Consider the following 25133-nt stretch of genomic DNA (forward strand, 5'->3'; position numbering starts at 1 on the left):
TTTGCGCTAGACTGGGCCCATGGCTGCGCGCTTCCAGACCTATGCCGAGTTCTGGCCGTTCTACCTTCGGGAACACGCCAAGCCGGCGACGCGCGTCGTGCATTATTTCGGCACCATCCTCTCGGCGGCCGTCCTGATCTGGGCGACCGCCAGCCAGAATTGGTGGTGGCTGATCGCGGTTCCATTGCTGGGCTACGGCCCGGCCTGGTTCGGTCACTTCTTCATCGAGAAGAACAAGCCCGCGACCTTCCAGGCACCGTTCTGGTCGCTGATCAGCGACTATCGCATGTGCGGCCTATTCCTGACCGGCCGGCTGGGTGATGAGCTGATGAAGTATCAGATTCGCGGCTGATTGCTGCCCCCGATTGGCCTCGCCCGAGGCCCTTGCGCCGATGGGGAGCCGAGGCCACATTGCGCTCAATACAAATTCCCCCGTCCGAGGACCTATGGAAACGATGCTGAAGGGCGCCGCGCCGCAGGCTGCCCCCGCCGATCTCATCAAGGACAGCGACCAGACCAAGTTCGCCAAGGACGTGCTCGAAGCCTCGCGCACAGTTCCGGTCATCGTCGACTTCTGGGCGCCGTGGTGCGGGCCGTGCAAGACGCTGCAGCCGATCATCGAAAAGGTGGTCAAGGAAGCCAAAGGCGCGGTGAAGCTGGTCAAGATCGACATCGACAAGAACCAGATGCTGGCCCAGCAGCTCCGCATCCAGTCGATCCCGGCAGTCTATGCCTTCTTCGGTGGCCGCCCGGTCGATGGCTTCATGGGCGCCGTGCCGGAAAGCCAGGTGAAGCAATTCGTCGATCGCCTCGTGCAGGCTGCCGGCGGTGCGCCGGGCGCCGATGGCAACGCCAACGAAATTGCCGAGCTGCTCGAACACGCTAAAGCCGCCGTCGCGCAGAACGACATGGAAACCGCGGCGCAGATCTACAGCGAGATCCTGGGCGTGGAGCCCACCAACGTGGTCGCGCTGGCCGGTCTTGCCCGTTACCAGGTCTCGCTCGGCGATCTCGAGCAGGCAAAGGAACTGCTCAACCAGATTCCCGCCAAGGAACGTACCGGTGCCGACGTCGTGGCCGTGCAGGCCGCCATCGATCTTGCGGAGAAGGCCAAGGAAGCGGGCCCCATCGGCGAGCTCAAGGCCAAGGCTGACGCCAACCCCAAGGATTTCCAGACCCGGCTCGATCTCGCCATGGCCTACTGGGCCGGCAACCAGAAGCAGGAAGCGGTCGACGAGCTGCTTGCGATGATCAAGGCCGACCGCAACTGGAACGAAGCCGCCGCGCGCCAGCAGCTGCTGAAGTTCTTCGAGGCGCTGGGCTTCACCGACCCGATTTCCGTCGACGGCCGCAAGCGGCTTTCGACCATCCTGTTCTCCTGAGGGACGAACGGAGTCGATGAGCGACAACGCGCCGGTACGTAACCCTTTCGATCCGACCTTCGAGCAGCTGCCCGAGACGCTGCCGATCTTCCCGCTGTCGGGCGTGCTGTTGCTGCCCGGCGGCCGGCTACCGCTCAACGTCTTCGAGCCGCGCTATCTCGCGATGGTCTTCGATGCGCTGGCAGGCCACCGCATGATCGGCATGGTGCAGCCCCAGCAACCCGGCGGTTTCGCCGGCGACGGGCTGCCGACCGACAATGGCGCACCCAAGGTGCACAAGGTGGGCTGCGCCGGCCGCATCGTCAGTTTCAACGAAACCGAGGACGGCCGGCTGCTGCTGGCGCTGGCCGGCATCTGCCGTTTCGAGATCGTGCGCGAGCTCGAGCCCGCTCACGGCGGTTATCGCCGGGTCTCGTCGGTCTTCTCGCCCTATCGCGCCGATCTCGACCATGCCGACGAGCTGGTCGAGCTGGATCGCGAGCGCCTGATGGCGGCTCTCGCCGCCTTCTTCCGCTCGCGCAACCTCTCCACGGACTGGGATGCGGTCAAACAGGCCGCCGATGCCAATCTGGTGACGTCGCTGTCGATGGTGCTACCGTTCGGCCCGGCCGAGAAGCAGGCGCTGCTCGAAGCCGCCGACAGTTCGGCACGCGCCAAGCTGTTGCTCGCCTTCCTGGAAATGAACGCGTTCGGCGAGCCGTCCGACACGCCGCCACGCCGGACCAATTGAAAGCGGCATGCCCCCGGGCATGCTATAAAGGCCGCCATAGAGACCAAGGAAAGCAGCGCACGATGAGCCCTCCATCGGACGAACCTGCAGCCCCGCGCCGCGGCGGCGTGGACCCCAAGCTGCTGGAGATTCTCGTTTGTCCCGCGACCCACGGACCGCTGGAGTACGACGCGGCGGCCGGCGAGCTGATCAGCCGCAAGGCAGGTCTCGCCTATCCGATCCGCGACGGCATTCCCATCATGCTGGTGAGCGAAGCCCGCCAGATTCGCGACGTGCCGTGAGCGCCCGACCATGACAGCCGACCATTTTCCCAAGGCCGTGCCCGATGGCGGCAGCTACGAGTCGACAACAGCGCCCTGGCCGGTCGAGCTGCGCGTCTTCAAGGAAGAAGGGCGGCTCGAAATCGATTTTTCGGATGGCCATGCCTGCGCGCTGACGGCCGAGTATCTGCGCGTCGAAAGCCCGTCGGCGGAAGTGCAGGGCCACGGTCCCAGCCAGAAGAAGATCGTGTCCGGTCGTCGTCACGTGAAGATCGCGGCCGTCGAAGCGGTCGGCCACTACGCCATTCGCATCGTCTTCGACGACAAGCACGACAGCGGCATCTACAGCTGGGCCTACTTGCGCGAACTCAGCGAAACCCATGCCGAACGCTGGGCCGCCTATCAGGCCGCCCTGCTCCAGCGCGGCCTCAGCCGAGATCCTTGATTACATGAAGATCATCATCGCCGGCGCCGGGATCGGTGGTCTGACGGCAGCGATGTGCCTGCATCGCGCCGGTTTCGACGTCCATGTCTTCGAGGCCGTGAACGAGATGCGGCCGCTCGGCGTCGGCATCAACATCCAGGCGGGCGCCGTGCGCATTCTCTCGGGCCTTGGCCTGGAGCCCGCGTTGGCGGCCACGGCCATCGAGACGCGCGAGCTGCGCTATGCCAACCGCCATGGTCAGACGATCTGGGCCGATCCACGCGGGCGGCATGCTGGACTGCCGTGGCCGCAATTCTCGATCCATCGCGGCGAGTTGCAGATGATCCTGTTTCGCGCCGCGCAGGAGATGCTGGGCGCGGATCGCATCAAGTTCGGCCGGCGCATCGCTGACTTCGCGCAAGAGCAGGCAAAAGTGACGGCGCGTTTTGCCGACCGCGACGGCCGAATCGTCGAGGAAATGACCGCCGACCTTCTCGTCGCCGCCGACGGCATCCATTCGGCGGTGCGGGCACGTTTCTATCCGAACGAGGGGCCGCCCAAGTGGCAGGGTATCCTGATGTGGCGCGGCGTCACCGTGGGCAAACCCTATCTCGGCGGCGCGACGATGGTGCAGGCCGGCCATCACACGCAGAAGTTCGTCTGCTATCCGATCAGTCGCGCGCATGCCGAACGCGGCGAAGCGCTGATCAACTGGATCTGCGACCTGCACATGGGCGATGGCGCCTTGCCGTCGCGCGAGGACTGGAACAAGCCCGGCAAGCTCGAGGATTTCCTGCCGCGCTTCGCCGACTGGAAGTTCGACTGGCTCGACGTGCCGGAAGTGATCCGCACCGCGCACACGATCCTGGAATTCCCGATGGTCGATCGCGATCCGCTGCCGCGCTGGAGCCAGGGCCGCATTACGCTGCTGGGCGACGCGGCACATCCGATGTACCCCATCGGATCGAACGGCGCGTCGCAGGCGATCCTCGACGGCGAGGCGATCACGCAGGAACTCAGCGTCGGCGACGATCCCGAAGCGGCGCTGAAGCGCTACGAAGAACGGCGACTGCCGCCGACCGCGCGCATCGTCGAGAGCAATCGTCGCAAGGGCATCGATGTGATGCTCGACATCGTCGAGCAGCGCGCGCCGCAGGGCTTCACCAATCTCGAAAGCGTGCTGCCGTCGGACGAACTCGAAAAGATCGTCGGCGACTACAAGAAGCTCGTCGCCCAGGACCGCGAGACCTTGCTCAAGCTGGCCGGGCGTCCGGCGTGACGGCCACAAAATGAAACCGGCCCCTTTCGGGACCGGCCGCGGTGGCGGTTTAAACCGGCCATCACATCGCCGGCCACCACCGATTGAGACTATGGCACTCGACGATGACAGGATTGTGGCACCTGTGACGAATCCGTACAGCCCGGCGTACGGCACTGACCGATGAGCCTCGCCCGCGCCATCGCGACGGTCGGCGGCTTCACGCTGCTCAGCCGTCTCGTCGGTTTCGTGCGCGATATCGTGCTGTCGGCCGTGCTGGGCTCGGGCGCGGTGGCTGACGCCTTCTTCGTTGCCTTCAAGCTGCCGAACTTCTTTCGCCGCCTGTTTGCCGAAGGTGCCTTCTCGGCAGCCTTCGTGCCTCTGTTCGCGCGCGAACTGCAGGGCAAGGGACGCGAGGAAGCGTTGACCTTCGCGCGTCAGGCGCAGGCCGCGCTGCTCCTCGTCCTGATTCCCTTCACGCTGTTGCTGATTCCAAGCATGCCATGGGTCATGTCGCTGCTGGCGCCCGGCATGCGCGACGATCCGGTTTCCTTCGCGCTGGCCGTCGAGTTCGGCCGCATCACCTTTCCCTATCTTCTCTTCATCTCGCTGGCGTCGCTCTACGGCGGCGTGCTGAACAGCATCGACCGCTTCGCCCATGTCGCGGCCACGCCAATCCTTCTTAATCTCGCGCTGATCGGCGCGGTGCTGGGGCTGACGCCGCTGCTGCCCAACTCCGGCTATGCCGCCTCGATTGGCGTGGCGATCGCGGGGCTCCTGCAATGGCTGTGGCTGCTGATCGCCTGCCATCGCGACGGCGTCAGCATGAAGCTGGTGCGGCCGCGCTGGACCGAACGGGTGGCGCGGCTGGTGAAGCTCGCGACCCCGGTGGCCATCGGCGGCGGCGTCCAGCAGATCAGCGTCATGCTCGATGTCGTCTGGGCGTCGCTGCTGCCCGTCGGCACGATCTCCGCGCTCTACTACGCCGACCGCATCGCGCAGCTTCCGCTGGGCGTGGTCGGCATCGCCGTCGGCACCGCCTTGCTGCCGCTGCTGGCGCGCGAACTGCGGGCCGGCAACGCCCAGGCAGCGATGGCCAACCAGAATCGCGCCATCGAATTCGGCCTGCTGTTCAGCCTGCCGGCCGCCGTTGCCCTATGGCTGCTGGCCGATCCGATCATTCGCACCCTGTTCGAGCGCGGCCGCTTCGGCTCCGAAGATACCTGGCGCACTGCAGGCGCGCTGGCGGCCTTCGCGGTCGGCCTGCCGGCCTTCGTGCTGGTGAAGGCGCTGACGCCCGGCTTCTTCGCCCGCGAGGACACGCGCACGCCGCTCTATGTCGCGATCGCCGCGATCACCACCAACATCGCACTGAACCTGTTCTTCCTGTTTGCCACGACACTCGCCCATGTCGGCATTGCACTCGCCTCCTCGCTCTCGGGATGGCTGAACGCCGCGTTGCTGGCGGCCGTGCTGCTGAAACGCCATCACTGGGTGCCGGACACGCGCCTGGTCTCGCGCGCCGTTCGTGTGGTCGGCGCGACGCTCGGCATGGCTGCGGCGCTGTCGGGAATGATGATCTGGCTGGCCGCCCCGCTCGCGCGCCCCGACATTTCGGGCGGCGTAGCACTCGCCGCCACCTGCGCTGCGGGTGTCGCGGCCTATGCCTTGCTGGGCATCGTGCTGGGAATCGTGCGGATGTCGGAGCTGCGTTACGCCTTGCGCCGACAGCCCGGCCTCAAGTCAGCCGACCCAGGCGAACCACAGTGACACCGGGCCTGAGCGGCCGGCTCGACGAGGGCATCACCAGCACGCAATCGTCGTAAGGCGTCGTCACCGGCTCGCCATCGTCGTGGCCCAGCACGGTGCCGGCCTTGGCGATCAGTTCCTGGCCTTCGAAGACGCGGACCGGCTCGAAGTTGCCGCGCCGGGTCGCGATGGCGTGCGTCACTTCGACGACACGCTGCCGGGCGGGCGTCGGTTGGCGCCAGTCGGCGGGCAGGTCGTTTGCGTCGACGGCTCCGGTCTCGACCAGGAACCGCGCCGCCACATCCTTGGCGACGACGACCGACGAGGCGCGCCAGTGCTGGCCGGTCTCGATCAGCAAGGCGTTCTTCGGACTCTTGGGATCGCCGAAGCCGCCATAGTCGCGCATGCGCATGCCGGCGGCATGTCCTGCATCGCGCACGATGTCGACCGGCGTGCCGATCTTCCTGGCGAAAGCCACGCCCTTGTCGAGCGGGCCCGAGAGCATCAGCGGCACGCAATCGTCGTGCATGGAGTGCAGGTCGAGCAGCATGTCGGCGCGTTCGACGAACGGCCTCACGACCTGCGCCCGCTTCGTCTCGACCGTCGTCGCCGGCTGGTCGAGGCGACCCCACACCCGATTGAAATCCTCGTCGACCAGCCTGGACTTGAACGGCGCCTCGGGATCGAACGCGTGATAGGCGTCGATATTGTTGAACGACAGGATCAACGTACCCTGGCGCGGCTTCACCCCTGCCGCGAGCAGCGCATCGACCACGATCGCGCCCGATACTTCGTTGCCGTGCGTCAGCGACGCCACCATGACGGTCGGCCCCGGCTTGCCGCTCTCGAGGACATGGACATAGGGCGCGGCGCCCTTCTCCCAGCGGCGAAGTTCGGGAAAGGCGTACTCGATCGGCGGCAACTCGGACATCGGCGTCAGACCATCCCTAGGAACACGTCGTTCCTTCGCATGCTACCTTGCGTCGAACAAGGAGAAGCAGATGGCGCGTACGCGGTTCCGGTGGTTCATCGTCTTCCTGCTGTTTGCGATCACCGTCGTGAACTACATCGACCGCGCCGCCATCGCCTATGCAATCCCGATGATCCAGCGCGATCTCGGCCTGTCGCCAGCGGCCACCGGCGCCGTACTGGGCGCCTTCGGCCTGGGCTATGCCGTGACCACCCTGCTGGGCGGCTTCGCCGTGGACCGCTACGGCGCGCGGGCGGTGCTCACGATCGCCGCGATCCTGTGGAGCCTGTCGATCGGCATGACCGGGCTCGCGACCAGCGTCGCCATCCTCTACACCGCGCGCGTACTGCTCGGCATATCGGAGGGGCCCAACTTTCCCGCCCTCACCGGCGCTGTCAGCCACTGGCTGTCGCCGCACGAGCGGGCAACGGCATTGAGCAATGCGCTGCTGGCGGTGCCGCTGGCGCTGGCCGTCGGCGGCCCCGTCGTCACGCAGCTCCTGGACTGGCTCGACTGGCGGCTCACCTTTCTCCTGCTGTTCGCGCTGTCCATCGCCTGGGTGCCGCTCTGGTATTTCTTCTTCCGTGACGATCCGGCCGACTCACGCTTCGTCGACAAGACCGAGCTCGCCCACATCCGCACGAGCGATCCCGGCGTCCCCGCCGCGCCGCATACGCCCCTGAAATCCTGGCCAAGCACTGCGGTGTTGAAGCTCATGTTCACCAACAAGACGCTGCTGGCCAACTACTGGGCCTTCTTCGTCTTTGGCTACTTCCTGTTCTTCTTCATGACCTGGCTGCCGAGTTACCTGGAAAAGAAGTATGGGCTGAATCTCGCGGCCGTCGGCCTCTTCTCCGTGCTGCCCTGGCTTTCCGCCGCCTTCCTGCTGTGGCTGTTCGGCCGCTGGTCCGACCATCTCCTGAAGACCACCGGGAGCCTACGCGTTTCACGTTCCTATCTCATCGCTGGCAGCCAGTTCGTGGCGGCCCTTGCGGTGATCCCTGTGGCACTCACCAGCGACCTCACCGTCGCCATCGCGGGCATCACGGTGGCGGTCGCCGCGTCGATGGGCGCCAACGCCGCCTACTATGCGGTGAATGTCGACATCGTGCCGCAGCGCGCGGCGACGGCGCTCGGCCTCATGGACTTCGGCTTCGCCGTCGCGGGCTTTCTTGCGCCCGCGATCACCGGCTGGGTGTTAGGCCTGCGCGGCTCCTTCGCCGATGGCTTCTTCCTGATGGCAGGCCTCGCTTTGTCATCCGTCCTGGTCGTGCTGCTGTTCCATCATCCCGACCGGGACCGGCAGAACGTGCCCCGGACGGCCTGAGCGATCAGCCGTCACGATACCAATTGGCGATATCCCAGGTGTTGTTGTCCCAGCCGCTCATTTCGGCGACGAGCTGGTTGTTCATCCCCACCGTTTGAGGCCGGGCCACGATGGGGATGACCACCACCTTGTTGATCACAAGCTCGTTCAGCTTGATCAGCATCGCCGCGCGCTTGATGGGATCGAGCTCGACCTGCGCGGCCTTGTGGATGTCGTCGTATTCCTGGTTCCGCCAGCGCGTGATGTTGCGGCCTTGCCACTTGTTCTCCTTGGTGGCCGCCTCCCACGAACAAAACTGGCGCAGGAACACCTCGGGATCGGGCGCGTTCATGCCGTTGCTGTACTCCTGAAGGTCGGCATAGAACTTCGTATAGGTGTCGGGATTGGCCACGTCGGAGGAGAAGAACACCGACGCCGTCACCGACTTCAACTCCATCTCGATGCCGGCCTTTTGCGCGGCCTGCTTCACGATCGCCTGTGTCTTCTGGCGCGGCTGGTTGATCGAGGTCTGGTAGACGAACTTCAGCCTCTTGCCGTCCTTGGCGCGGATGCCGTCGGGCCCGCGCGCCCAGCCCGCGTTGTCGAGAATGGCATTGGCCTTGCCGACATCGAACTCGAACTTGGTCGTCTTGGAGCGGAACCGCTCGGGGTTGTTGATGTAGTTCGGAGTCGCAATCCCGATGCGGCCATAGATGTGATCCTGGATCGACTTCTTGTCGATCAGCAAGGAAAGCGCCTGGCGCACCGCCGGATCGGACAAAAGCGGGTGCTTGGTCTTGAGGCTGGATCGCTCGCCGTCGACCTCGGTCCAGGGGTCGGTGTTGTTGAGCTGCATATGCTCGATGGCACCGCCGGGAGTCACCTGTACGCGACCCCGGCCCCCCTTCTCGAGACGGGTGAGGATCTCGTCCTCGACCTGCAGGTTCCAGGCGAAGTGATACTCGCCGGTCTGCAGCACCGCGCGTGCCGCCGAGACGGCATCGCCGCCGCCTTTCAGTTCGATTGCGTCGAAGTAGGGCCGGTTGGGCTCGTGATAGTTGGGATTGATCTCGCCGGTGATGAGATCGCCCGGCTTGAAATCCTTGAACAGGTAGGGGCCGGTGCCGACCGGCTTCAGGTTGGTCGGCGCGTCGCGCGACTTGGCGCCGATATAGTCGCTGAACAAGTGCTTGGGGATGATGCAACCCGCCCAGCCGACGAAGGTGTCGGCCCAGAACGGCGTCGGCTTCTGGAATTTCACGAGCACCGTGTACTGGTCGATCTTCTCGACCGCGACGTCCTTGTAGGAGCCGCTGCTGACGGTCGCCGTCGCGGGATTGCTGGAATATTCCCAAGTGAAAACGACATCGTCGGCGGTGAGCGGCTTGCCGTCGTGCCAGGTGACGCCTTGCTTCACCTTCCAGATCACCGACCGGCCGTCGGCGGCGAGCTGGCCGTTATCCCGGCTCGGGATAGTGGCCGCGAGCTTTGCCCGGAGATTGCCGGCGCGGTCCCAGGCTGCCAGCGGCTCGTAGAAGAGGCGCGAGCCGTCCTGATCCTTGGTGCCGACCGCGAAGTGCGGATTGAGCAGTGTCGGCCCCTGCCACCACAGCACCTTCAGCAGGCCGCCGCCGCCGCGCTTGGTCGGCTTGTAGATCGGTTTGGTATCCGCCATCGCGACGCCTGAAAAGGCCAGGAGCTGCGCCGCCATCGGTGCCGTAAGACCTACTGCCGCCATGCGCCGCACGAAGGCGCGGCGGGACATCCCGCCCGCCTTCACCTTGTCGATCAGACTACGCAAGCCACGCTCGTCCATCGGATACCTCCGTCCAAGCTGTCGAATCCGTCCCCGACGCTCCCGCTATTCTGCAAGATACGTGCGACAAAGATGGGACCAGCGCAGGCTGCTGCCGTCAACGTCAGTCGAACTGAAAAACGACGGGAGTTCGCTTGATTACGCGGCCGGCCTGCGCGATACCCGCCCGCCCCCAGCCTTCCACCGGCGGGGCGCGCGGCGGTCCAAACCCCGCGCTTTCGACCTTGAGCGGAGTCCACACCCATGCCTGACGCGACCACGAGTCCGAATCCCGGCGCTGCCGCGCCCGCCGCCGCCAATCCGCACCTCCCGCCCTATGCCGCCCGCGGACTGAAAGGCCGGATCTTCTCCGGCGTGCAGCCCACCGGAAATCTCCATCTCGGCAACTATCTCGGCGCGATCCGCAACTTCGCGCGCCTGCAGAACGACTACGACTGCATCTATTGCGTGGTCGACCAGCATGCGATCACGCTGTGGCAGGACCCCAAGGAACTGTCGGCCCAGACCCGCGAGATCGCCTCCGCCTTCCTGGCGGCCGGCGTCGACGGCGCCAAGCACATCATCTTCAACCAGTCGATGGTGCCCGGGCATGCGCAGCTTGCCTGGGTCTTCAACTGCGTCGCCCGCATGGGCTGGATGAGCCGAATGACGCAGTTCAAGGAAAAGGCCGGCAAGGACCGCGAGAATGTCTCGCTGGGCCTGTTCGCCTATCCCGCCCTGATGGCCGCCGACATCCTGCTCTACAAGGCCACGCATGTGCCGGTGGGCGAGGACCAGAAGCAGCATCTGGAACTGACGCGCGACATCGCGATCAAGTTCAACAACGACTTCGGGGTGCCCGACTTCTTCCCGGTGACGGAGCCCCTGATTTTCGGCGCAACCACGCGCGTGATGAGCCTGCGCGACGGCACCAAGAAGATGAGCAAGTCCGATCCGTCGGACTACTCGCGCATCAACCTGACCGACGATGCCGACGCCATCGCGCAGAAGATCCGCCGCGCCAAGACCGATCCGCTGCCGATGCCGGAGACCCTGGCCGATGCCGAGAAGCGGCCCGATGCCGACAATCTGCTGGGCATCTATGCCGCCCTCGCCGACCAGAAGAAGGAGGCCGTCGTTGCCGCCTTCGCCGGCAAGCAGTTCTCGGAGTTCAAGGCGGCGCTCACCGAGCTGGCCGTGACCAAGCTCGGCCCGATCGGTGCGGAGATGCAGCGCCTGATGAAGGATCCCGGCCATGTCGACGGCATTCTGCGCAACGGCGCCGAACGCGCCCGCGCGCTGGCAGCGCCGATCCTCGACGACGTCTACAGGACGGTCGGCTTCCTCAGGCCCTAAGGCTGAGGCGGCTCGGCGTTACCCTTCCATCCGCGTCAGGGCCCACTTCACGGTGGCGCCCTCGACCGGCACCTGGCCGACCAGGACGATCTGCTCGGTGCGGCGCACGCGGCCCTCTTCGCCGAGATAGATGCTTTCGGCGAGGCCGATGCCGGCGTTTGAAGCACGCAGCCGCCAGCCACGGCCGCTCGGCAACCGCATCAGCACCGCCTGACCACTCTGCGCGAGGGTCGCCTTCACCGTGGGGTGCAGGTGGAAGCGCACGATGAAGCGCTGGTCTGGCACCGTGATCGGCCGACCTTCGTAGCCCAGGAAGGCATCCTCGCCGCGGAGGTCTCCGCCATCGGGCGACAGCCATAGCCTGCGGCGATGGATGATGCCGTAAAGCGAGCGATAGCCGTCGTGACACATGTCGAGCCACTGCGCGCCGGCATCGTCGGCCCGGTCGATCAACACGTTGCCGGCGCGGTATTCAAGCGCGCCGTGATCGGTGATCTCGGTCGAGTTGGTGTCGTCGACAACCGCCGTGCTGTGCGCGGCCGTATAGCGCATGAAGTGCTGCCAGTCGCGCGGGGCGCCCGGATAGGTGCCGCAGTTCACGATCAGGCGTTCGTGCGCCGCGCTCATCTCGAAGGAGAGCGTGCCGGCATGGGCGATGCCGTCCATCCCGCGACCCGGCGGACTGCCGGCATCCGCGATCACCAGCGACGTGCCGGCCACGAGCCGTTGAAATCCGCTGACCAGCGCCATGGTCGGTGCCGCCTCGCCCGAACCCGAACGGGCCAGCACGAGATCGATCATGCGACGGTCGCCCTCCCAGGTGCCGTTGAACAGCGCGAGGCCGCCATCGCCATGGCGGAAGAAGCGCAGCATCGGCGCCATGCGGTCGATGGCGGCCACCAGCTCGGCGGGCGCCCGGCGCTCCGCCGAGGCCAGCGCGGCGCGGACATCGAGCAGATGACGCATCACGGTGAGCTGCAGGTGCGGCGCGCGCTCGGCAACGATGCCGTCGTGCAGCACATAGCGCTTCACGAACTTCGCCAGCCGGGTCAGCGACTGGTCCAGGCCCTTCTCGAAATGCTTGCCGTCGCGGATGAAGGCGAGATCGGCGTAGATCAGCGCCTTCAGGACGGCGATGGCCTCGTGGCCGACCATGCCGCGGCGCGCGACGCGCCGCAGGTGGACGCGCTGGCGGGCAATCGAGAAGACGAAGCGCGCGGCGAAGCCCGGATCGGCCGCCGCGGCCATCCATTCGTAGTGGCGAATCCAGGCGACGATGCGCGCGGCAACCACGTCGCGCTTCCACGTCACCGGCGACCAGCGCCATTCCTTGTTGGTCCAGTCGTCGACCAGCCGGGCCGCCAGCAGGCCGGCTGCGGGATCGCCGCTGTCGCGCAGATCGCGCAGCCAGCCGAAGCCGTTCAGGGCATCGAGCCAGAGCGGCGACATGCCCTTTCTCTGCCAGGGCGGATCGTCCGAATCCGGCAGAACGGCGCCGGAGCTGCCGCAGGCGGCCAATTCGCCGGCCATGAGCAGCCTTTGACCCAGGACCGGGTCGCCAGGCCAGCCATCGGGGGCCACGGCGAAGAAGCTTTGGGGCGAATTGTAACCGAGCGTCAGGGAATAAAGGGACGAACCCAGGAACCAGCGGCCGAACCGGCGGCTTTGCTTGGCGGTCGATTTGGCTGCCGACTTGGCTGTCGGACGGGCCTGAACCGAACGGATTGGGCGGGCGCCGGGAACTAAAGGCTCCCCGGGCCGTCTTTCTGAGGCGACCAGCGTCATTCGTTTCGTTCTTTGGCCCGGACGCGTCTGCCCGGACGGTGGAGGGGTTCTGGATATTTTACCCTACGAAGGAGGCTATGGCGATGGGGTGCGAAACCCAGGTCCAGCTCCGAAACGGACCCCTTGACCGGCCCTTGAACCGGCCATTTGGCACACCAGATTCATACAATGGGAAGGCCTTATGGGATTCCCTGCCGCTCGCTCCTCGGAGGAGGGTCAATATGAGTCGTATGCCGATGTTCAATTCACCGCTGCTGCTGGGTTTCGACCAGCTTGAGCGTACATTGGATCGCCTGGCGAAAAATGCCGAAGGCTATCCTCCCTACAATATCGAGCGAATCGGCGAGAATGGCCTGCGCATTACCTTAGCCGTCGCCGGCTTCACAGACGACGATCTGGTAATCGAACTGGTCGAAAACCAGCTGATGGTCCGCGGCAAGCAGGCCGACGAGGGCGACCGAGTCTATCTCCACCGCGGCATTGCCGCGCGTCAGTTTCAGCGGGCTTTCATGCTCGCCGACGGCATCGAAGTGACGGGCGCCCGTCTCGACAATGGTCTGTTGTCGATCGACCTGGTGCGCCCCGTTTTGGAGCCGCGCATCCGCACCATTCGTATCGACGGTGGCAGCGCCAAGGTTGGCGCTCCCGACAATACGATCGACATCACCGCGCGCCGTAGCCGTTGAACGGCGGACACGCGTTGACCGCTGCCAAGGAGGTAGCCATGGAAAACAACGAAGCTGCTTTCACTCCCCTCGCGGAAGAGGCTTTTCTCAGCCTCGGTTCGGAGCAGATCGCTTACGTGAAGGCGATCAACCTTCCGGACGGCGCACACGCCATCGGCATCTTCTCCGCCGACGGCAAGCCGATGGCGGCCGCGCCCTCGGTGGAAATCGCCCAGGCGCTGATCCGCCAGCACGAACTGGAACCTGCGCTGGTTCACTAAAATCGGATGAAGCGCGGGCTGCCTCAGGCAGCGCTCTGCGCTTGGATTGACTCGACGAGCAGTGCGTAGAGCGCGTCGGCCTTGTCGGTTGCCCTGAGCTTCTCGACGAGGCTGCGGTCGCGCAGCAACCGCGAAACGCGGGCCAATGCCTTGAGATGGTCTGCACCCGCGCCCTCGGGGGTCACGAGCAGAAAAACGATATCTACCGGACGCTCGTCAATGGCGTCGAAATCGACAGGATGGGCCAGACGGGCAAACAAGCCGACCGGCTTGGGAACCGAAGCGAGCCGACCATGGGGAATGGCGATGCCGCCACCGATGCCGGTCGAGCCTAGACGCTCGCGCTCTAGCAGGCGGTCGAACAATTTGCGTTCGTCGATCTTGAAGACATTGGCAGCGCGGGCGGCCAGTTCGGCCAGGAGCGCTTTCTTGCCGGATGCCTTGACGCTTGCCAGAACGGCATCCGGGCCGGACAGCAAATCGACAATTTCCACAACATCACCAATGGGTTAGCGGGCTCGAACTCGATTCGCCCCGCGAGGGGTGCGCCCCTATAGGCGCGTCCCCCGAGCGGGTCAAGGGAGGGTTCGCGGTACCGCCAGCCGGATCAATCAGCCGGGCCGGTCAACGCTTGGGCGGCGACGGCAGCACTCGGCACTACCGAGGGTGTCGGCCGACTCATGCCCAGCCGGCCCAACCGGCGACGCTCGGACGAAGAGGGAATGCGCATCGCCTCGCGATACTTGGCGACCGTACGACGCGCGATCTCGATGCCCTCACCCTTCAGCAGATCGACGATGCGATCGTCGCTGAGAGGCTGACGCGCATTCTCGCTGCCCACGAGATGGCGGATGCGCGAGCGTACCGCTTCGGATGAGACGACGACGCCGGGCGTGCGTGCCGGCAATGCCGACGTGAAGAAGTACTTCAGCTCAAAGATGCCGCGCGGCGTGGAGATGTACTTGTTGGAGGTGACACGGCTCACCGTGCTTTCGTGCAGTTCGGTGGCGACGGCGATGTCGCGCAGCACCAGCGGCTTCAGTGCGCTGACGCCATGACGGAAGAAGCCGTCCTGCTGACGTACGATCTCGCGCGCGACTTTGAGGATGGTCGTGGCGCGCTGCTCCAACGTCTTCACCAGCCAGTTGGCCGATTGGAAACGCTCGGCGACGAAATCGCGATCGGTCTTGGCCCGGACGCCCTTCATCAGGGTTGCGTGGTAGTTGCGATCGACCAGGACCTTGGGCAAGGCGTCGGTGTTGAGTTCGATGTGCCAGCCTTCTTCGCCGGTCTCGGGATCCTTCGCGGCGGTCAAGTAGAGATCGGGCGCTACCGGTTGGATCGGTTCGTAAACAAAGGCCTGGCCGGGACGCGGATCGAGCGTGCGCAGCTCGGCCAGCATGTCGCGCAGATCCTCGTCGTCGACGCCGCAGCGCCGCCGCAGCTGGCCGAGTTCGCCGGCCGCGACGAGGTCGAGATTGTCGAGCAGCGCCTGCATCGCAGGATCGAGACGGTTGCGCTCCGCGAGCTGGGCGCCGAGGCACTCCGCGACGGTCCGCGCAAAGAGCCCGGCCGGCTCCATCTGACGCAGCCGCGTCCAGATCGCCTCGACGACGCCAATGTCGGTCGCGACGGCCTCGGCGACAGCCGCGGCGTCGAGGCGGCAGTAACCAGCTTCGTCGAGACCTTCGGCAAGCTTCAGGGCGATCCGCCGCTCCACAGGGTTCTTGAACATGAGTTCGAGCTGCTCGAGCACATGGACGGCGAGTGAAGGCTGGCGCTCGGCAACGAAGTCCAGGGCATCGGGTGCGTCTTCGCGGGAACCCGTGCGGCTTGCAGTACCGTCGCCGCCGCGATCGGCATACTCGCGCGTCCAGCGCTCATCGGCATCGGCCAGCGCCGGCGCTGCGGCCGACAGCGCTTCCGCCGTGTCGCCCGCCGGCTCGGGAGCGGGCCTTTCGATTTCGGCAACCGGGCCTTCCTCGGTCGTCCCTTCGGAAAGCAGAGGGTTCTTTTCGAGCTCCTGCTGAATGAAGGCGGCCAGTTCCAGGTGCGAAAATTGCAGCAGCTTGATCGCCTGCTGCAGCTGCGGAGTCATCGCCAGGGCCTGGCGTGACGTGAGGATGAGACTCGGACCGATACGCATATGACCCCCACCCGGAGGTCACCGGACCTCCGACGGCCAGTCTAATGCAAGAATCGTGCCAAGATCAGCACGATCTCCATTTCAGTGTGCGAAAATATCCGTCTCAGGCCAGCCCGCCACGTCCAGCCGCGCACGGGTGGGCAGGAATTTGAATGCCGCCTCCGCCAGCTCCCGCCGCCCCTCGCGCTCCAGGAGCACATCCAGCTTTGCCTTGAGGGCATGCAGATGCAAGACGTCCGACGCAGCATAGGCGAGCTGCTCGTCCGTTAGGGTTGCCGCCCCCCAATCGGACGTCTGCTGCTGCTTGGACAGGTCGATGCCCAGCAGTTCGCGGCAGAGGTCCTTGAGACCGAAGCGGTCGGTGAACGTCCGCACCAGCCGCGCTGCGATCTTGGTGCAATAGACCGGCTCGCACCGCACGCCGAGTGAGTACTCCAGGACGGCGATGTCGAAACGGCCGAAATGAAAGAGCTTCAGCACCTTCGGATCGGCCAGCAGAGCCGCAAGCCGCGGCGCCTTATGAGGCACCCCTTGAGGCCCGCGCGGGATCTGGACCAGGTGGGCATTGCCGTCGCCACCCGAGAGCTGGACCAGGCAGAGCCGGTCGCGATGTGGATTGAGGCCCATCGTCTCGGTGTCGATGGCCACGACCGATCCAAACGAAACATCCGCAGGAAGGTCGCCACGGTGAAGACTGATGGCCATCTATAGGGTGTCCCGACTGCCCTGCATGGTGCCCAGGAGAAGACTCGAACTTCCACGCCTCTCGGCGCTAGTACCTGAAACTAGTGCGTCTACCAATTCCGCCACCTGGGCACGGCATGCGGGCTAGTGCGGGCGCTGAGTTAGGGCGAGGCCGCGCAGATGTCAACTACAGTGCCTTTGCGCCTTCTGTTCATTGGGCTATAGGCAGCACCATGAGCATCAAGCAGGTCACGGTTTTTGGCGGCAGCGGCTTCGTTGGCCGGGCCATCGTGCGGGCACTGGCGCAGGAGGGGCTGCAGGTCCGTGTGGCCTGCCGCCGCATCGAGCTGGCGGAGCGCACCAAGACCGCAGGCGATGTCGGGCAGATCACGGTGATGCGCGCCAACCTGCGCGTTCCGTCGTCCGTGGCCGCCGCCGTCGCCGGCAGCCAGGCCGTGGTCAATGCCGCCGGCATCCCCTTCCAGCGCGGCCGACAGCGGTATCAGACGGTCCACGTGGCCGGCGCCCGCGCGATTGCCGAGGCGTCGCGCGCCGCGGGTGCACAGCGCCTGGTGCATATTTCCGGCATTGGCGCCGAACATCGTAATTCGACGAACAAGTACGTGCTCTCCAAGATCGAAGCCGAGGATGCCATAGTTTCGGGCTTCGAAAGCGCCACGATCCTGCGGCCGAGCGTCGTGTTCGGCCCGGAAGACGTGATGTTCAACCGCCTCGCGCAGATTGCCGCCAAGGCGCCGTTCCTGCCGGTCGTCGGCGACGGCTCGGCGAAGGTGCAGCCGGTCTTCGTAGGCGACGTCGGCAGCGCCGTGGCGGCGGTCCTGGCGCGGCCCGACACGGCCAAGACCGTGTTCGAGCTGGGAGGTCCGCGCGTCTATACCTATCGCGAAGTCGCGGCGCTCACGTTGCGGGTAATTGACCGTCAGAAGCCGATCATCGGCGTGCCGGCCGGCCTGATGAAGTTCGCCGGCTTCTTTGCCGAGTTTCTGCCGGTACCGCCGCTCACCCGTGATCAGGTGAGTCTGCTCACGGTCGATAATGTCGCACGCCCGGGAGCGCCGGGACTGGCGGCACTCGGGATCGAGCCCACGGCGGCCGAAGCCATTCTGCCGATGTACCTCGACCGCTATCGGCTCGGCGGCCGCTACAACCAGCACGCCCCCGCTTAATCGCCCGCATTTCTGCGCTTTTCCGACGGAGCCGCAGGTTGGCCAGATTCTATAGTCCCATTTTGGAATTATAATCTTCTTGGTCGAATCCCGCGATGGGATAAAATTTCTTCGTCGGTGCCTCCGGATTCATAATAGGTCAGTATTATTGACTATTGTCGAGTGACATGGTCTAAGCAGATCGGCAGTGCAGCAAAGGCGCGATCGGCACGCCTCTTTTGTAATAAAATTTCACAATCTGTTCGCGGAGGCCGGGATGGCCGAAAGGATGCTGAAGTTCGTCGGAACGCCGCAAGCCATGCCCGACAAGCGGCCGGCTGCCGAGCGTCGTCGCGACTTCGATGAGATCTACGAGCGCTATGCCCGTGACAAGGCCGCCGAACAGGCCGCGCGCTGCTCGCAATGCGGCGTGCCCTTCTGTCAGGTCCACTGCCCACTGCACAACAACATCCCCGACTGGCTGAAGCTCACTGCCGAAGGCCGGCTCGACGAAGCCTACGAACTCTCCTCGGCGACCAACAACTTCCCGGAGATCTGCGGCCGCATCTGCCCGCAGGACCGCCTCTGCGAAGGCAATTGCGTCATCGAGAAGGGCTTCGAGTCCGTCACCATCGGCTCGGTCGAGAAGTACATCACCGACACGGCCTGGGATCGCGGCTGGGTGAAGCCGATCCAGCCGCGGCGCGAGCGGCTGGAGAGCATCGGCATCGTCGGCGCCGGCCCCGCGGGCCTGGCCGCCGCCGAGCAGCTGCGCCGCAAGGGCTACCAGGTCTCGGTCTACGATCGCTACGACAGGGTCGGCGGCTTGCTGATCTACGGGATCCCGAACTTCAAGCTCGAAAAGGAGATCGTGCAGCGCCGCGAGAAGCTCCTGCGCGACTCCAAGGTCACCTTCCACCTGAACTGCGAAGTCGGCCGCGACGTCACGCTCGAGGAGCTGCGCGACCGCCATCAGGCGGTGCTGATCGCGACCGGCGTCTACAAGGCACGCGACATTGCCGCGCCCGGTGTCGGCCTCACCGGCATCGCCGCCGCCCTCGACTACCTCACCACCTCCAACCGGCACGGCCTCGGCGAAATGACCGCCGCGTTCGAATCGGGCCTGCTCGATGCCAAGGACAAGAACGTCGTGGTGATCGGCGGCGGCGACACGGCGATGGATTGCGTGCGCACCGCGGTGCGCCAAGATGCCAAGTCCGTGAAGTGTCTCTATCGCCGCGACCGCGCCAACATGCCGGGCTCGCAGCGCGAAGTGAAGCACGCGGAGGAAGAAGGCGTGGAGTTCGTCTGGCTCTCAGCTCCGCAGGCCTTCCTCGGTGACGACGCGGTGAGCCACGTCCGCACCGTGCGCATCCATCTCGGCATGCCCGACGCTTCGGGCCGCCAGACGCCGCAGGAGATTCCCAACAGCCACTTCAACATCGAAGCCGACCTCGTGCTGATGGCGCTGGGCTTCGACCCCGAAGACCTGCCGGCGATGCTGGCCGCGCCCGACCTCGGCGTAACCGGCTGGGGCACGCTGAAGATCGACTGGCGCAGCATGATGACCAGCCTCGACGGCGTGTTCGCCGCCGGCGACATCGTGCGCGGCGCTTCGCTGGTGGTGTGGGCCGTGCGCGACGGCCGCGACGCCGCCGAGCGCATCCATTCCTACCTGACGGCCAAGACGCAAACGGCGCAACGCATCGCCGCGGAGTGAGCAGGATGCTGACGCTCTACGACTTCATGGACTCCGGCAACGGCTACAAAGTGCGGCTCGTGCTGGCCGCGCTCGACATTCCCTACAAGCTCGTCGAGTGCGACATCCTCAAGGGCGAGACGCGCACGCCGGAGTTCCTGGCACGCAATCCCAACGGCCGCATCCCGACCCTGCAGCTCGAAGACGGATCGTTCCTCGCCGAGTCGGGCGCCATCATCTGGTACCTGGCCGACGGCACGCCACTCGCCCCCAAGGACCGCAAGGCTCGCGCCGAGACGCTGCAATGGATGTTCTTCGAGCAGTACAGCCACGAGCCCAATATCGCCGTGGCGCGGTTCTGGAAGCACTACCTACCCAAGCTCTCGCCGCTGCAGGAGATGGACCTGCCGAACCGCATGAAGGGAGGCTACGCCGCGCTCGACGTGATGGAAAAGCATCTCGCGACGCGACGCTTCTTCGTCGACGATCGCTACGGCCTCGCCGACATCGCGCTCTACGCCTACACGCACGTCGCACACGAAGGCGAGTTCGACCTGTCGAAGTATGCGAACATCAACGCCTGGATGGCGCGGGTCGCCGGCCAGCCCAAGCACGTTACCATCAGCCACAAGAACTGAACCGAGGGAGAAGACAATGCCGATGATCAACGTCCAGATGTTCGAGGGCCGCACGATCGAGCAGCGCCGAAAACTTGTGAAAGAACTGACCGACGGCACCTGCCGCGCGCTCGGCTGCACCCCCGACGCCGTGCAGATCATCCTCACCGACATCAAGAAAGAGAACTGGGCCGAAGCCGGCAAGCTGTTCTCGGATTAGATCTCTTTTTCAGGATACGACGTCATGTCCGCACGTCCCTTCGATGCAAAGCAGTTCGTCCGTGACTACCAGGACGAAACCGCCAGGCTGACCAACGCCTACGGCTACAACCCCGCCCAGGAGATCGACTCCTGCGGCGTCGGTCTGATCGTGGCGCTGGACGGCAAGCGACGGCGCGACGTGGTCGTGGCAGGCATCGATGCACTGAAGGCCGTGTGGCACCGCGGCGCCGTCGACGCCGACGGCAAAACAGGCGACGGCGCGGGCATCCATGTCGAAATCCCCCAGGACTTCTTCCGGGATCATGTCCGCGACGTCGGCGGCGAGCTCCCGCAGGTCGGACGTCTCGCTGTCGGCATGGTGTTCCTGCCGCGCACCGACCTCGGCGCGCAGGAGCGCTGCCGTACCATCGTCGAGACCGAGATCCTGCGCTTCGGCCATACGATCCTGGGTTGGCGCCAGGTGCCGGTCGACATTTCCTCGATCGGCGCCAAGGCCAACGAGACGCGACCGGAGATCGAACAGATCCTGATCGGCCGCGGCGACGCCAGGCTCGACAATCGCGAGTTCGAGAAGCAGCTCTACATCCTGCGCCGGCGCATCGAGAAGGCGGCGATCGCCGAGAACATCGCCGAGTTCTACGTCTGCTCGCTGTCCTGCCGCTCGGTCGTCTACAAGGGCATGTTCCTCGCCGAGCATCTGTCGGCCTTCTATCCCGACCTGCTCGACGAGCGCTTCGTCTCGCGCTTCGCGATCTTCCATCAGCGCTATTCGACCAACACCTTCCCGCAATGGAAGCTGGCGCAGCCCTTCCGCGTGCTCGCCCACAACGGCGAGATCAACACCATCCTGGGCAACGTCAACTGGATGAAGAGCCACGAGGCACGGCTGGAGCATGATGGCTTCGGCCGCGCCATCGAAGATCTGAAGCCGATCATCCAGCCCGGAGCCTCCGACTCCTCGGCACTCGACAATGTGTTCGAGCTGCTGGTGCGCGGCCATCGCAACCTGCCGATGGTCAAGACGATGATGATTCCCGAAGCCTCGGGCACGAACCCCAACGTGCCGGCCGAGCACCGGGCGATGTACAACTACGTGAACGGCGTCATGGAGCCGTGGGACGGGCCGGCGGCCATCGCCGCCGTCGCCGGCAAGTGGGCGTTGGTCGGGCTCGACCGCAATGGCCTGCGCCCGCTGCGCTATGTCTGCACCTCGGACGATCTGCTGATCGCCGGTTCCGAGGCCGGCATGGTCCCGCAGGAGGAGAGCAGGATCGTCGAAAAGGGCCGGCTCGGCCCCGGCGAGATGCTGGCCGTCGATATGGACCAGCCGCGCCTCTACAAGGATCGCGAGCTGAAGGACATGCTCGCCGCCACGCACGACTATGCAAGCTGGACGCAGCGTACGGTCGAACTCGACTCGCTGATCAAGCAGGACGCGCCGGCCACCGAGCACTTCCCGGCCGACGAACTGCGTCGCCGGCAGTTCGCCGCCGGCTGGTCGATCGAGGATCTCGAAGCGATCCTCCATCCCATGGTCGAGGACGGCAAGGAGGCCGTCGGCTCGATGGGCGACGACGCGCCGCTGGCCGTGCTGTCCGACACCTATCGCGGAATGCACCATTACTTCCGGCAGAACTTCAGCCAGGTGACCAACCCGCCGATCGACTCCCTGCGCGAGCGCAATGTGATGACGATCCGCACGCGGCTGGGAAACCTGGGCAATATCCTCGACGAATCGCCCGACCAGAGCGAGATGCTGTCGCTGCAGTCGCCGATCGTGCTCAACGCCGAATTCGAGGCGATGCGCAAGTATATGGGCGACACGGCCGTGCGCATCGACTGCACCTTCGATCCGAAGGGGGGGCTCGACGCCATGCGCCAGGCCTTTGAACGCATCTGCAAGGAGGCCGAGGAGGCCGTCCGCAGCGGCTGCCTGCATGTCGTGCTGACCGATGCCAACATCGACGAGAACCGGGCCGCGCTGCCGATGATCCTGGCAGCGGGCGCCGTCCACTCCTATCTGGTGCGCCAGTCGCTGCGCACCTTCACGTCGCTGAACGTGCGGTCCGGCGAATGCCTAGATGTGCACTATGTCGCCGTCATCATCGGCGTCGGCGCGACGACCGTGAACCCCTACCTCGCCGAGGAGACGATTGCGGCCCGCCACGCGCGCGGCCTGTTCGGCAAGCAGTCGCTCAGCCAGTGCCTTGCCAACTACAAGAAGGCGCTGGACGACGGCCTGCTGAAGGTCATGTCCAAGATGGGCATTTCGGTGCTGTCGTCGTATCGCGGCGGCTGCAACTTCGAGGCGGTCGGCCTCTCGCGCTCGCTGGTCAACGAATTCTTTCCCGGCATGCCCTCGCGCATCTCGGGCATCGGCTTGCGCGGCGTGCAGGAGAAGATTGCCGAGCAGCATGCCCGCGCCTTCGACGAAGACGTGATCGCGCTGCCGATCGGCGGCTTCTACAAAGCCCGCCGCGGCGGCGACCGGCACAATTTCGACGGCACGCTGATCCACATGCTGCAGGACGCGGTGAACACCGAGGCCTACGCCAAGTACCGCAAGTACAGCGAGGCGGTGCGCCGCCTGCCGCCGATCAACCTGCGCGACCTGCTCGACTTCAAGACCGACCGCGCGCCGATCAGGCTCGACGAGGTGGAGTCGATCACCGAGCTACGCAAGCGGCTGGTAGCACCGGGCATCTCGCTGGGGGCGCTGGGCCCCGAGGCGCACGAGACATTGTCGATCGCCATGAACCGCATCGGCGCCAAGTCGGATTCCGGCGAAGGCGGCGAGGACCCTGCGCGCTACCGCCCGCGGCCGAACGGCGACAACGCGTCTTCGGCCATCAAGCAGGTGGCGTCGGGCCGCTTCGGCGTCACGGCGGAATATCTGAACAACTGCCGCGAACTGGAGATCAAGGTCGCGCAGGGCGCCAAGCCCGGCGAAGGCGGCCAGCTTCCGGGCCTCAAGGTGAGCGAGATGATCGCCAAGCTGCGTCACTCGACGCCGGGCGTCACGCTGATCAGCCCACCGCCGCATCACGACATCTACTCGATCGAGGACCTGGCTCAGCTCATCTACGACCTGAAGCAGATCAACCCCGAGGCGCGCGTGACCGTGAAGCTGGTCGCGCGCTCCGGCATCGGCACGATCGCGGCGGGCGTGGCCAAGGCCAAGGCCGACGTGATCCTGGTGTCGGGTCATAGTGGCGGCACGGGCGCCAGCCCGCAGACCAGCATCAAGTATGCCGGCATTCCCTGGGAAATGGGCCTGTCGGAGACGCATCAGGTACTGACCCTGAACCGGCTCCGCGAAAAGGTGCTGCTGCGTACCGACGGCGGCATCAAGACCGGCCGCGACGTGGTCATCGCCGCCATGCTGGGCGCCGAGGAATATGGCATCGGCACCGCGTCGCTGATCGCCATGGGCTGCATCATGGTGCGGCAGTGCCATTCCAACACCTGCCCGGTCGGCGTCTGCACGCAGGATCCGAAGCTGCGCGCCAAGTTCGAGGGCTCGCCGGAAAAGGTCGTCAACCTCTTCAGCTTCATCGCCGAGGAAGTGCGCGAGATCCTGGCGCAGCTCGGTTACCGCTCGCTGCTGGAGATCGTCGGCCGCTCCGACCTGCTGAAGCAGGTGAGCCGCGGCGCGCGTTATCTCGACGATCTTGACCTCAATCCGCTGCTGTCGCGCGCCGACGGTGGCCGCGAGGTCGCGCACTGTACGGTCGAGGGCCGTAACGAGGTGCCCGACACGCTCGATGCCCAGATGCTGCGCGACGTGCAGCCGCTGTTCACGCACCGCGAGAAGATGCAGCTTCAGTACAGCGTGCGGAATACCCATCGCGCGGTGGGCACGCGGCTGGCCGCCATGATCACGCGCAAGTACGGCATGGCCGGCCTCCAACCCGACACCGTGACCGTGCGCCTGCGCGGTACGGCCGGCCAGTCGCTGGGCGCCTTCGCCGTCCAGGGCATGAAGCTCGAAGTGTTCGGCGACGCCAACGACTATGTCGGCAAGGGCCTGAGCGGCGGCACCATCGTTGTGAAGCCTACGGTTTCCAGTCCGCTGGTCCCCGAAGCCAACGCCATCATCGGCAACACCGTCCTCTACGGCGCGACGGCCGGCAAGCTGTTCGCCTCAGGTCTCGCCGGCGAGCGCTTCGCCGTGCGCAACTCCGGCGCCGACGCTGTCGTCGAGGGCGTGGGCTCGAACGGCTGCGAGTACATGACCGGCGGCACGGCCGTGATCCTGGGACCGACCGGCATCAACTTCGGCGCCGGCATGACCGGCGGCATGGCCTACGTCTACGACCCGGACGACAACTTCAAGCTCAAGGTCAATCCCGAGACGGTCGTGTGGCAGCGCATCGACCATCCGCACTGGGATGCCGACCTGAAGGCGCGTCTGCAGGAGCATGTCGCGGAGACCAAGTCGCCGCTCGGTGCACGCCTGTTGAACGACTGGAACCGCGAGGTCGAGCGTTTCTGGCAGGTCGTGCCGAAGGAAATGCTCTCGCGACTACCGCAGCCGCTGACCGTCGTGAAGAAAAAGCGCGCGTAGGAATCGCCGCCGGGATCGCGTGGCCGCCGCTTGCCGTAGGCGGTCGTGGGAATTGCCATCGCGATCCGGGA

The 25133-nt window shown here is 65.5% G+C and carries 22 protein-coding genes and 1 tRNA gene; 16 read left to right on the plus strand and 7 right to left on the minus strand.

Going from position 1 to position 25133, the window contains the following annotated elements; all coding sequences use genetic code 11:
• Window positions 1–19 precede the first annotated feature (19 nt).
• The 7 genes from BN60_RS22980 to murJ all read left to right on the plus strand — a co-directional run bounded on the left by BN60_RS22980 (window position 20) and on the right by murJ (window position 5824).
• Complete coding sequence (locus BN60_RS22980; RefSeq protein ID WP_020698515.1) at window positions 20–352, plus strand: Mpo1-like protein; 333 nt, start codon at window positions 20–22, stop codon at window positions 350–352.
• Between the two features lie 94 nt (window positions 353–446).
• Window positions 447–1382 (plus strand): thioredoxin, encoded by a 936-nt coding sequence (trxA, locus tag BN60_RS22985; RefSeq protein ID WP_020698516.1) that lies wholly within the window; start codon window positions 447–449, stop codon window positions 1380–1382.
• A 16-nt stretch (window positions 1383–1398) separates the two neighbouring features.
• Window positions 1399–2112, plus strand: coding sequence for an LON peptidase substrate-binding domain-containing protein (locus tag BN60_RS22990; protein ID WP_020698517.1), 714 nt, complete (start codon window positions 1399–1401; stop codon window positions 2110–2112).
• 62 nt (window positions 2113–2174) lie between these two features.
• Entirely contained in the window at window positions 2175–2393 is a 219-nt protein-coding gene (locus BN60_RS22995) for a Trm112 family protein (protein ID WP_020698518.1), read from the plus strand.
• Window positions 2394–2403: 10 nt separating this feature from the next.
• Window positions 2404–2817, plus strand: a complete 414-nt coding sequence (locus BN60_RS23000; protein WP_020698519.1) for a gamma-butyrobetaine hydroxylase family protein — start codon at window positions 2404–2406, stop codon at window positions 2815–2817.
• Between the two features lie 4 nt (window positions 2818–2821).
• Complete coding sequence (locus tag BN60_RS23005) at window positions 2822–4075, plus strand: flavin-dependent oxidoreductase (RefSeq protein ID WP_020698520.1); 1254 nt, start codon at window positions 2822–2824, stop codon at window positions 4073–4075.
• Window positions 4076–4237: 162 nt separating this feature from the next.
• Window positions 4238–5824 (plus strand): murein biosynthesis integral membrane protein MurJ, encoded by a 1587-nt coding sequence (gene murJ, locus BN60_RS23010; protein WP_020698521.1) that lies wholly within the window; start codon window positions 4238–4240, stop codon window positions 5822–5824.
• On the opposite strand, the gene BN60_RS23015 is transcribed toward murJ, so the two are convergent.
• Entirely contained in the window at window positions 5793–6734 is a 942-nt protein-coding gene (locus BN60_RS23015) for a M14 family metallopeptidase (protein ID WP_020698522.1), read from the minus strand. The two genes, murJ and BN60_RS23015, sit on opposite strands and share 32 nt — an antisense overlap.
• A 70-nt stretch (window positions 6735–6804) precedes the next feature.
• Between BN60_RS23015 and BN60_RS23020 the strand changes: the two genes are divergently transcribed.
• Complete coding sequence (locus tag BN60_RS23020) at window positions 6805–8100, plus strand: MFS transporter (protein WP_020698523.1); 1296 nt, start codon at window positions 6805–6807, stop codon at window positions 8098–8100.
• A 4-nt stretch (window positions 8101–8104) separates the two neighbouring features.
• Here the strand turns inward: BN60_RS23020 and BN60_RS23025 are convergent, their stop codons facing one another.
• Entirely contained in the window at window positions 8105–9895 is a 1791-nt protein-coding gene (locus BN60_RS23025; RefSeq protein ID WP_020698524.1) for a peptide ABC transporter substrate-binding protein, read from the minus strand.
• Window positions 9896–10138: 243 nt separating this feature from the next.
• Here BN60_RS23025 and trpS point away from each other — a divergent pair, with 243 nt between their 5' ends.
• Window positions 10139–11230: a tryptophan--tRNA ligase gene (trpS, locus tag BN60_RS23030; protein WP_020698525.1), complete on the plus strand. Its 1092-nt coding sequence runs from the start codon at window positions 10139–10141 to the stop codon at window positions 11228–11230.
• A gap of 18 nt (window positions 11231–11248) precedes the next feature.
• Here the strand turns inward: trpS and BN60_RS23035 are convergent, their stop codons facing one another.
• A complete protein-coding gene (locus BN60_RS23035; RefSeq protein WP_177324858.1) occupies window positions 11249–12760 on the minus strand; it encodes a heparinase II/III family protein in 1512 nt (503 codons plus the stop codon).
• A 476-nt stretch (window positions 12761–13236) separates the two neighbouring features.
• On the opposite strand from BN60_RS23035, the gene BN60_RS23040 reads away from it, so the two are divergent.
• Both BN60_RS23040 and BN60_RS23045 read left to right on the plus strand, forming a co-directional pair.
• Entirely contained in the window at window positions 13237–13701 is a 465-nt protein-coding gene (locus tag BN60_RS23040; RefSeq protein WP_043284261.1) for an Hsp20 family protein, read from the plus strand.
• 38 nt (window positions 13702–13739) lie between these two features.
• The gene (locus BN60_RS23045) at window positions 13740–13961 is read left to right on the plus strand and encodes a DUF1150 family protein (RefSeq protein WP_020698528.1); all 222 of its coding nucleotides are present in this window, start codon (window positions 13740–13742) and stop codon (window positions 13959–13961) included.
• A gap of 23 nt (window positions 13962–13984) precedes the next feature.
• On the opposite strand, the gene BN60_RS23050 is transcribed toward BN60_RS23045, so the two are convergent.
• The 4 genes from BN60_RS23050 to BN60_RS23065 all read right to left on the minus strand — a co-directional run bounded on the left by BN60_RS23050 (window position 13985) and on the right by BN60_RS23065 (window position 16923).
• Window positions 13985–14455, minus strand: coding sequence for a PTS sugar transporter subunit IIA (locus BN60_RS23050; RefSeq protein ID WP_043284264.1), 471 nt, complete (start codon window positions 14453–14455; stop codon window positions 13985–13987).
• 113 nt (window positions 14456–14568) lie between these two features.
• Window positions 14569–16107 carry an RNA polymerase factor sigma-54 gene (rpoN, locus tag BN60_RS23055; protein WP_020698530.1) on the minus strand — a complete coding sequence of 513 codons (1539 nt, stop codon included), beginning with the start codon at window positions 16105–16107 and terminating at the stop codon, window positions 14569–14571.
• A gap of 81 nt (window positions 16108–16188) precedes the next feature.
• Window positions 16189–16812, minus strand: coding sequence for a ribonuclease D (locus BN60_RS23060; RefSeq protein WP_020698531.1), 624 nt, complete (start codon window positions 16810–16812; stop codon window positions 16189–16191).
• A 26-nt stretch (window positions 16813–16838) separates the two neighbouring features.
• A tRNA-Leu gene (locus BN60_RS23065) sits at window positions 16839–16923 on the minus strand.
• A 101-nt stretch (window positions 16924–17024) separates the two neighbouring features.
• Here BN60_RS23065 and BN60_RS23070 point away from each other — a divergent pair.
• The 5 genes from BN60_RS23070 (at window position 17025) to gltB (ending at window position 25062) form a co-directional block, all read left to right on the plus strand.
• Complete coding sequence (locus BN60_RS23070; RefSeq protein ID WP_020698532.1) at window positions 17025–17978, plus strand: complex I NDUFA9 subunit family protein; 954 nt, start codon at window positions 17025–17027, stop codon at window positions 17976–17978.
• A 256-nt stretch (window positions 17979–18234) separates the two neighbouring features.
• Window positions 18235–19677, plus strand: a complete 1443-nt coding sequence (locus BN60_RS23075; protein ID WP_020698533.1) for an NAD(P)-dependent oxidoreductase — start codon at window positions 18235–18237, stop codon at window positions 19675–19677.
• A gap of 5 nt (window positions 19678–19682) precedes the next feature.
• The gene (locus BN60_RS23080) at window positions 19683–20294 is read left to right on the plus strand and encodes a glutathione S-transferase family protein (RefSeq protein WP_020698534.1); all 612 of its coding nucleotides are present in this window, start codon (window positions 19683–19685) and stop codon (window positions 20292–20294) included.
• Window positions 20221–20493: a 4-oxalocrotonate tautomerase gene (locus BN60_RS23085; protein ID WP_083856250.1), complete on the plus strand. Its 273-nt coding sequence runs from the start codon at window positions 20221–20223 to the stop codon at window positions 20491–20493. The genes BN60_RS23080 and BN60_RS23085 overlap by 74 nt, the downstream gene beginning before the upstream one ends.
• 24 nt (window positions 20494–20517) lie before the next feature.
• Window positions 20518–25062: a glutamate synthase large subunit gene (gene gltB / locus BN60_RS23090; RefSeq protein ID WP_020698536.1), complete on the plus strand. Its 4545-nt coding sequence runs from the start codon at window positions 20518–20520 to the stop codon at window positions 25060–25062.
• Window positions 25063–25133 lie beyond the last annotated feature (71 nt).

Source organism: Reyranella massiliensis 521 (assembly GCF_000312425.1).
GTDB lineage: Bacteria > Pseudomonadota > Alphaproteobacteria > Reyranellales > Reyranellaceae > Reyranella > Reyranella massiliensis.

Excerpts from the sequence above, each read along its gene's own strand:
- BN60_RS22980 (WP_020698515.1), top strand. The coding sequence starts at position 20 with ATGGCTGCGCGCTTCCAGACCTATGCCGAGTTCTGGCCGTTCTACCTT.
- trxA (WP_020698516.1), top strand. The coding sequence starts at position 447 with ATGGAAACGATGCTGAAGGGCGCCGCGCCGCAGGCTGCCCCCGCCGAT.
- BN60_RS22990 (WP_020698517.1), top strand. The coding sequence starts at position 1,399 with ATGAGCGACAACGCGCCGGTACGTAACCCTTTCGATCCGACCTTCGAG.
- BN60_RS22995 (WP_020698518.1), top strand. The coding sequence starts at position 2,175 with ATGAGCCCTCCATCGGACGAACCTGCAGCCCCGCGCCGCGGCGGCGTG.
- BN60_RS23000 (WP_020698519.1), top strand. The coding sequence starts at position 2,404 with ATGACAGCCGACCATTTTCCCAAGGCCGTGCCCGATGGCGGCAGCTAC.
- BN60_RS23005 (WP_020698520.1), top strand. The coding sequence starts at position 2,822 with ATGAAGATCATCATCGCCGGCGCCGGGATCGGTGGTCTGACGGCAGCG.
- murJ (WP_020698521.1), top strand. The coding sequence starts at position 4,238 with ATGAGCCTCGCCCGCGCCATCGCGACGGTCGGCGGCTTCACGCTGCTC.
- BN60_RS23015 (WP_020698522.1), bottom strand. The coding sequence starts at position 6,734 with ATGTCCGAGTTGCCGCCGATCGAGTACGCCTTTCCCGAACTTCGCCGC.
- BN60_RS23020 (WP_020698523.1), top strand. The coding sequence starts at position 6,805 with ATGGCGCGTACGCGGTTCCGGTGGTTCATCGTCTTCCTGCTGTTTGCG.
- BN60_RS23025 (WP_020698524.1), bottom strand. The coding sequence starts at position 9,895 with ATGGACGAGCGTGGCTTGCGTAGTCTGATCGACAAGGTGAAGGCGGGC.
- trpS (WP_020698525.1), top strand. The coding sequence starts at position 10,139 with ATGCCTGACGCGACCACGAGTCCGAATCCCGGCGCTGCCGCGCCCGCC.
- BN60_RS23035 (WP_177324858.1), bottom strand. The coding sequence starts at position 12,760 with ATGGCCGGCGAATTGGCCGCCTGCGGCAGCTCCGGCGCCGTTCTGCCG.
- BN60_RS23040 (WP_043284261.1), top strand. The coding sequence starts at position 13,237 with ATGAGTCGTATGCCGATGTTCAATTCACCGCTGCTGCTGGGTTTCGAC.
- BN60_RS23045 (WP_020698528.1), top strand. The coding sequence starts at position 13,740 with ATGGAAAACAACGAAGCTGCTTTCACTCCCCTCGCGGAAGAGGCTTTT.
- rpoN (WP_020698530.1), bottom strand. The coding sequence starts at position 16,107 with ATGCGTATCGGTCCGAGTCTCATCCTCACGTCACGCCAGGCCCTGGCG.
- BN60_RS23060 (WP_020698531.1), bottom strand. The coding sequence starts at position 16,812 with ATGGCCATCAGTCTTCACCGTGGCGACCTTCCTGCGGATGTTTCGTTT.
- BN60_RS23070 (WP_020698532.1), top strand. The coding sequence starts at position 17,025 with ATGAGCATCAAGCAGGTCACGGTTTTTGGCGGCAGCGGCTTCGTTGGC.
- BN60_RS23075 (WP_020698533.1), top strand. The coding sequence starts at position 18,235 with ATGGCCGAAAGGATGCTGAAGTTCGTCGGAACGCCGCAAGCCATGCCC.
- BN60_RS23080 (WP_020698534.1), top strand. The coding sequence starts at position 19,683 with ATGCTGACGCTCTACGACTTCATGGACTCCGGCAACGGCTACAAAGTG.
- BN60_RS23085 (WP_083856250.1), top strand. The coding sequence starts at position 20,221 with ATGCGAACATCAACGCCTGGATGGCGCGGGTCGCCGGCCAGCCCAAGC.
- gltB (WP_020698536.1), top strand. The coding sequence starts at position 20,518 with ATGTCCGCACGTCCCTTCGATGCAAAGCAGTTCGTCCGTGACTACCAG.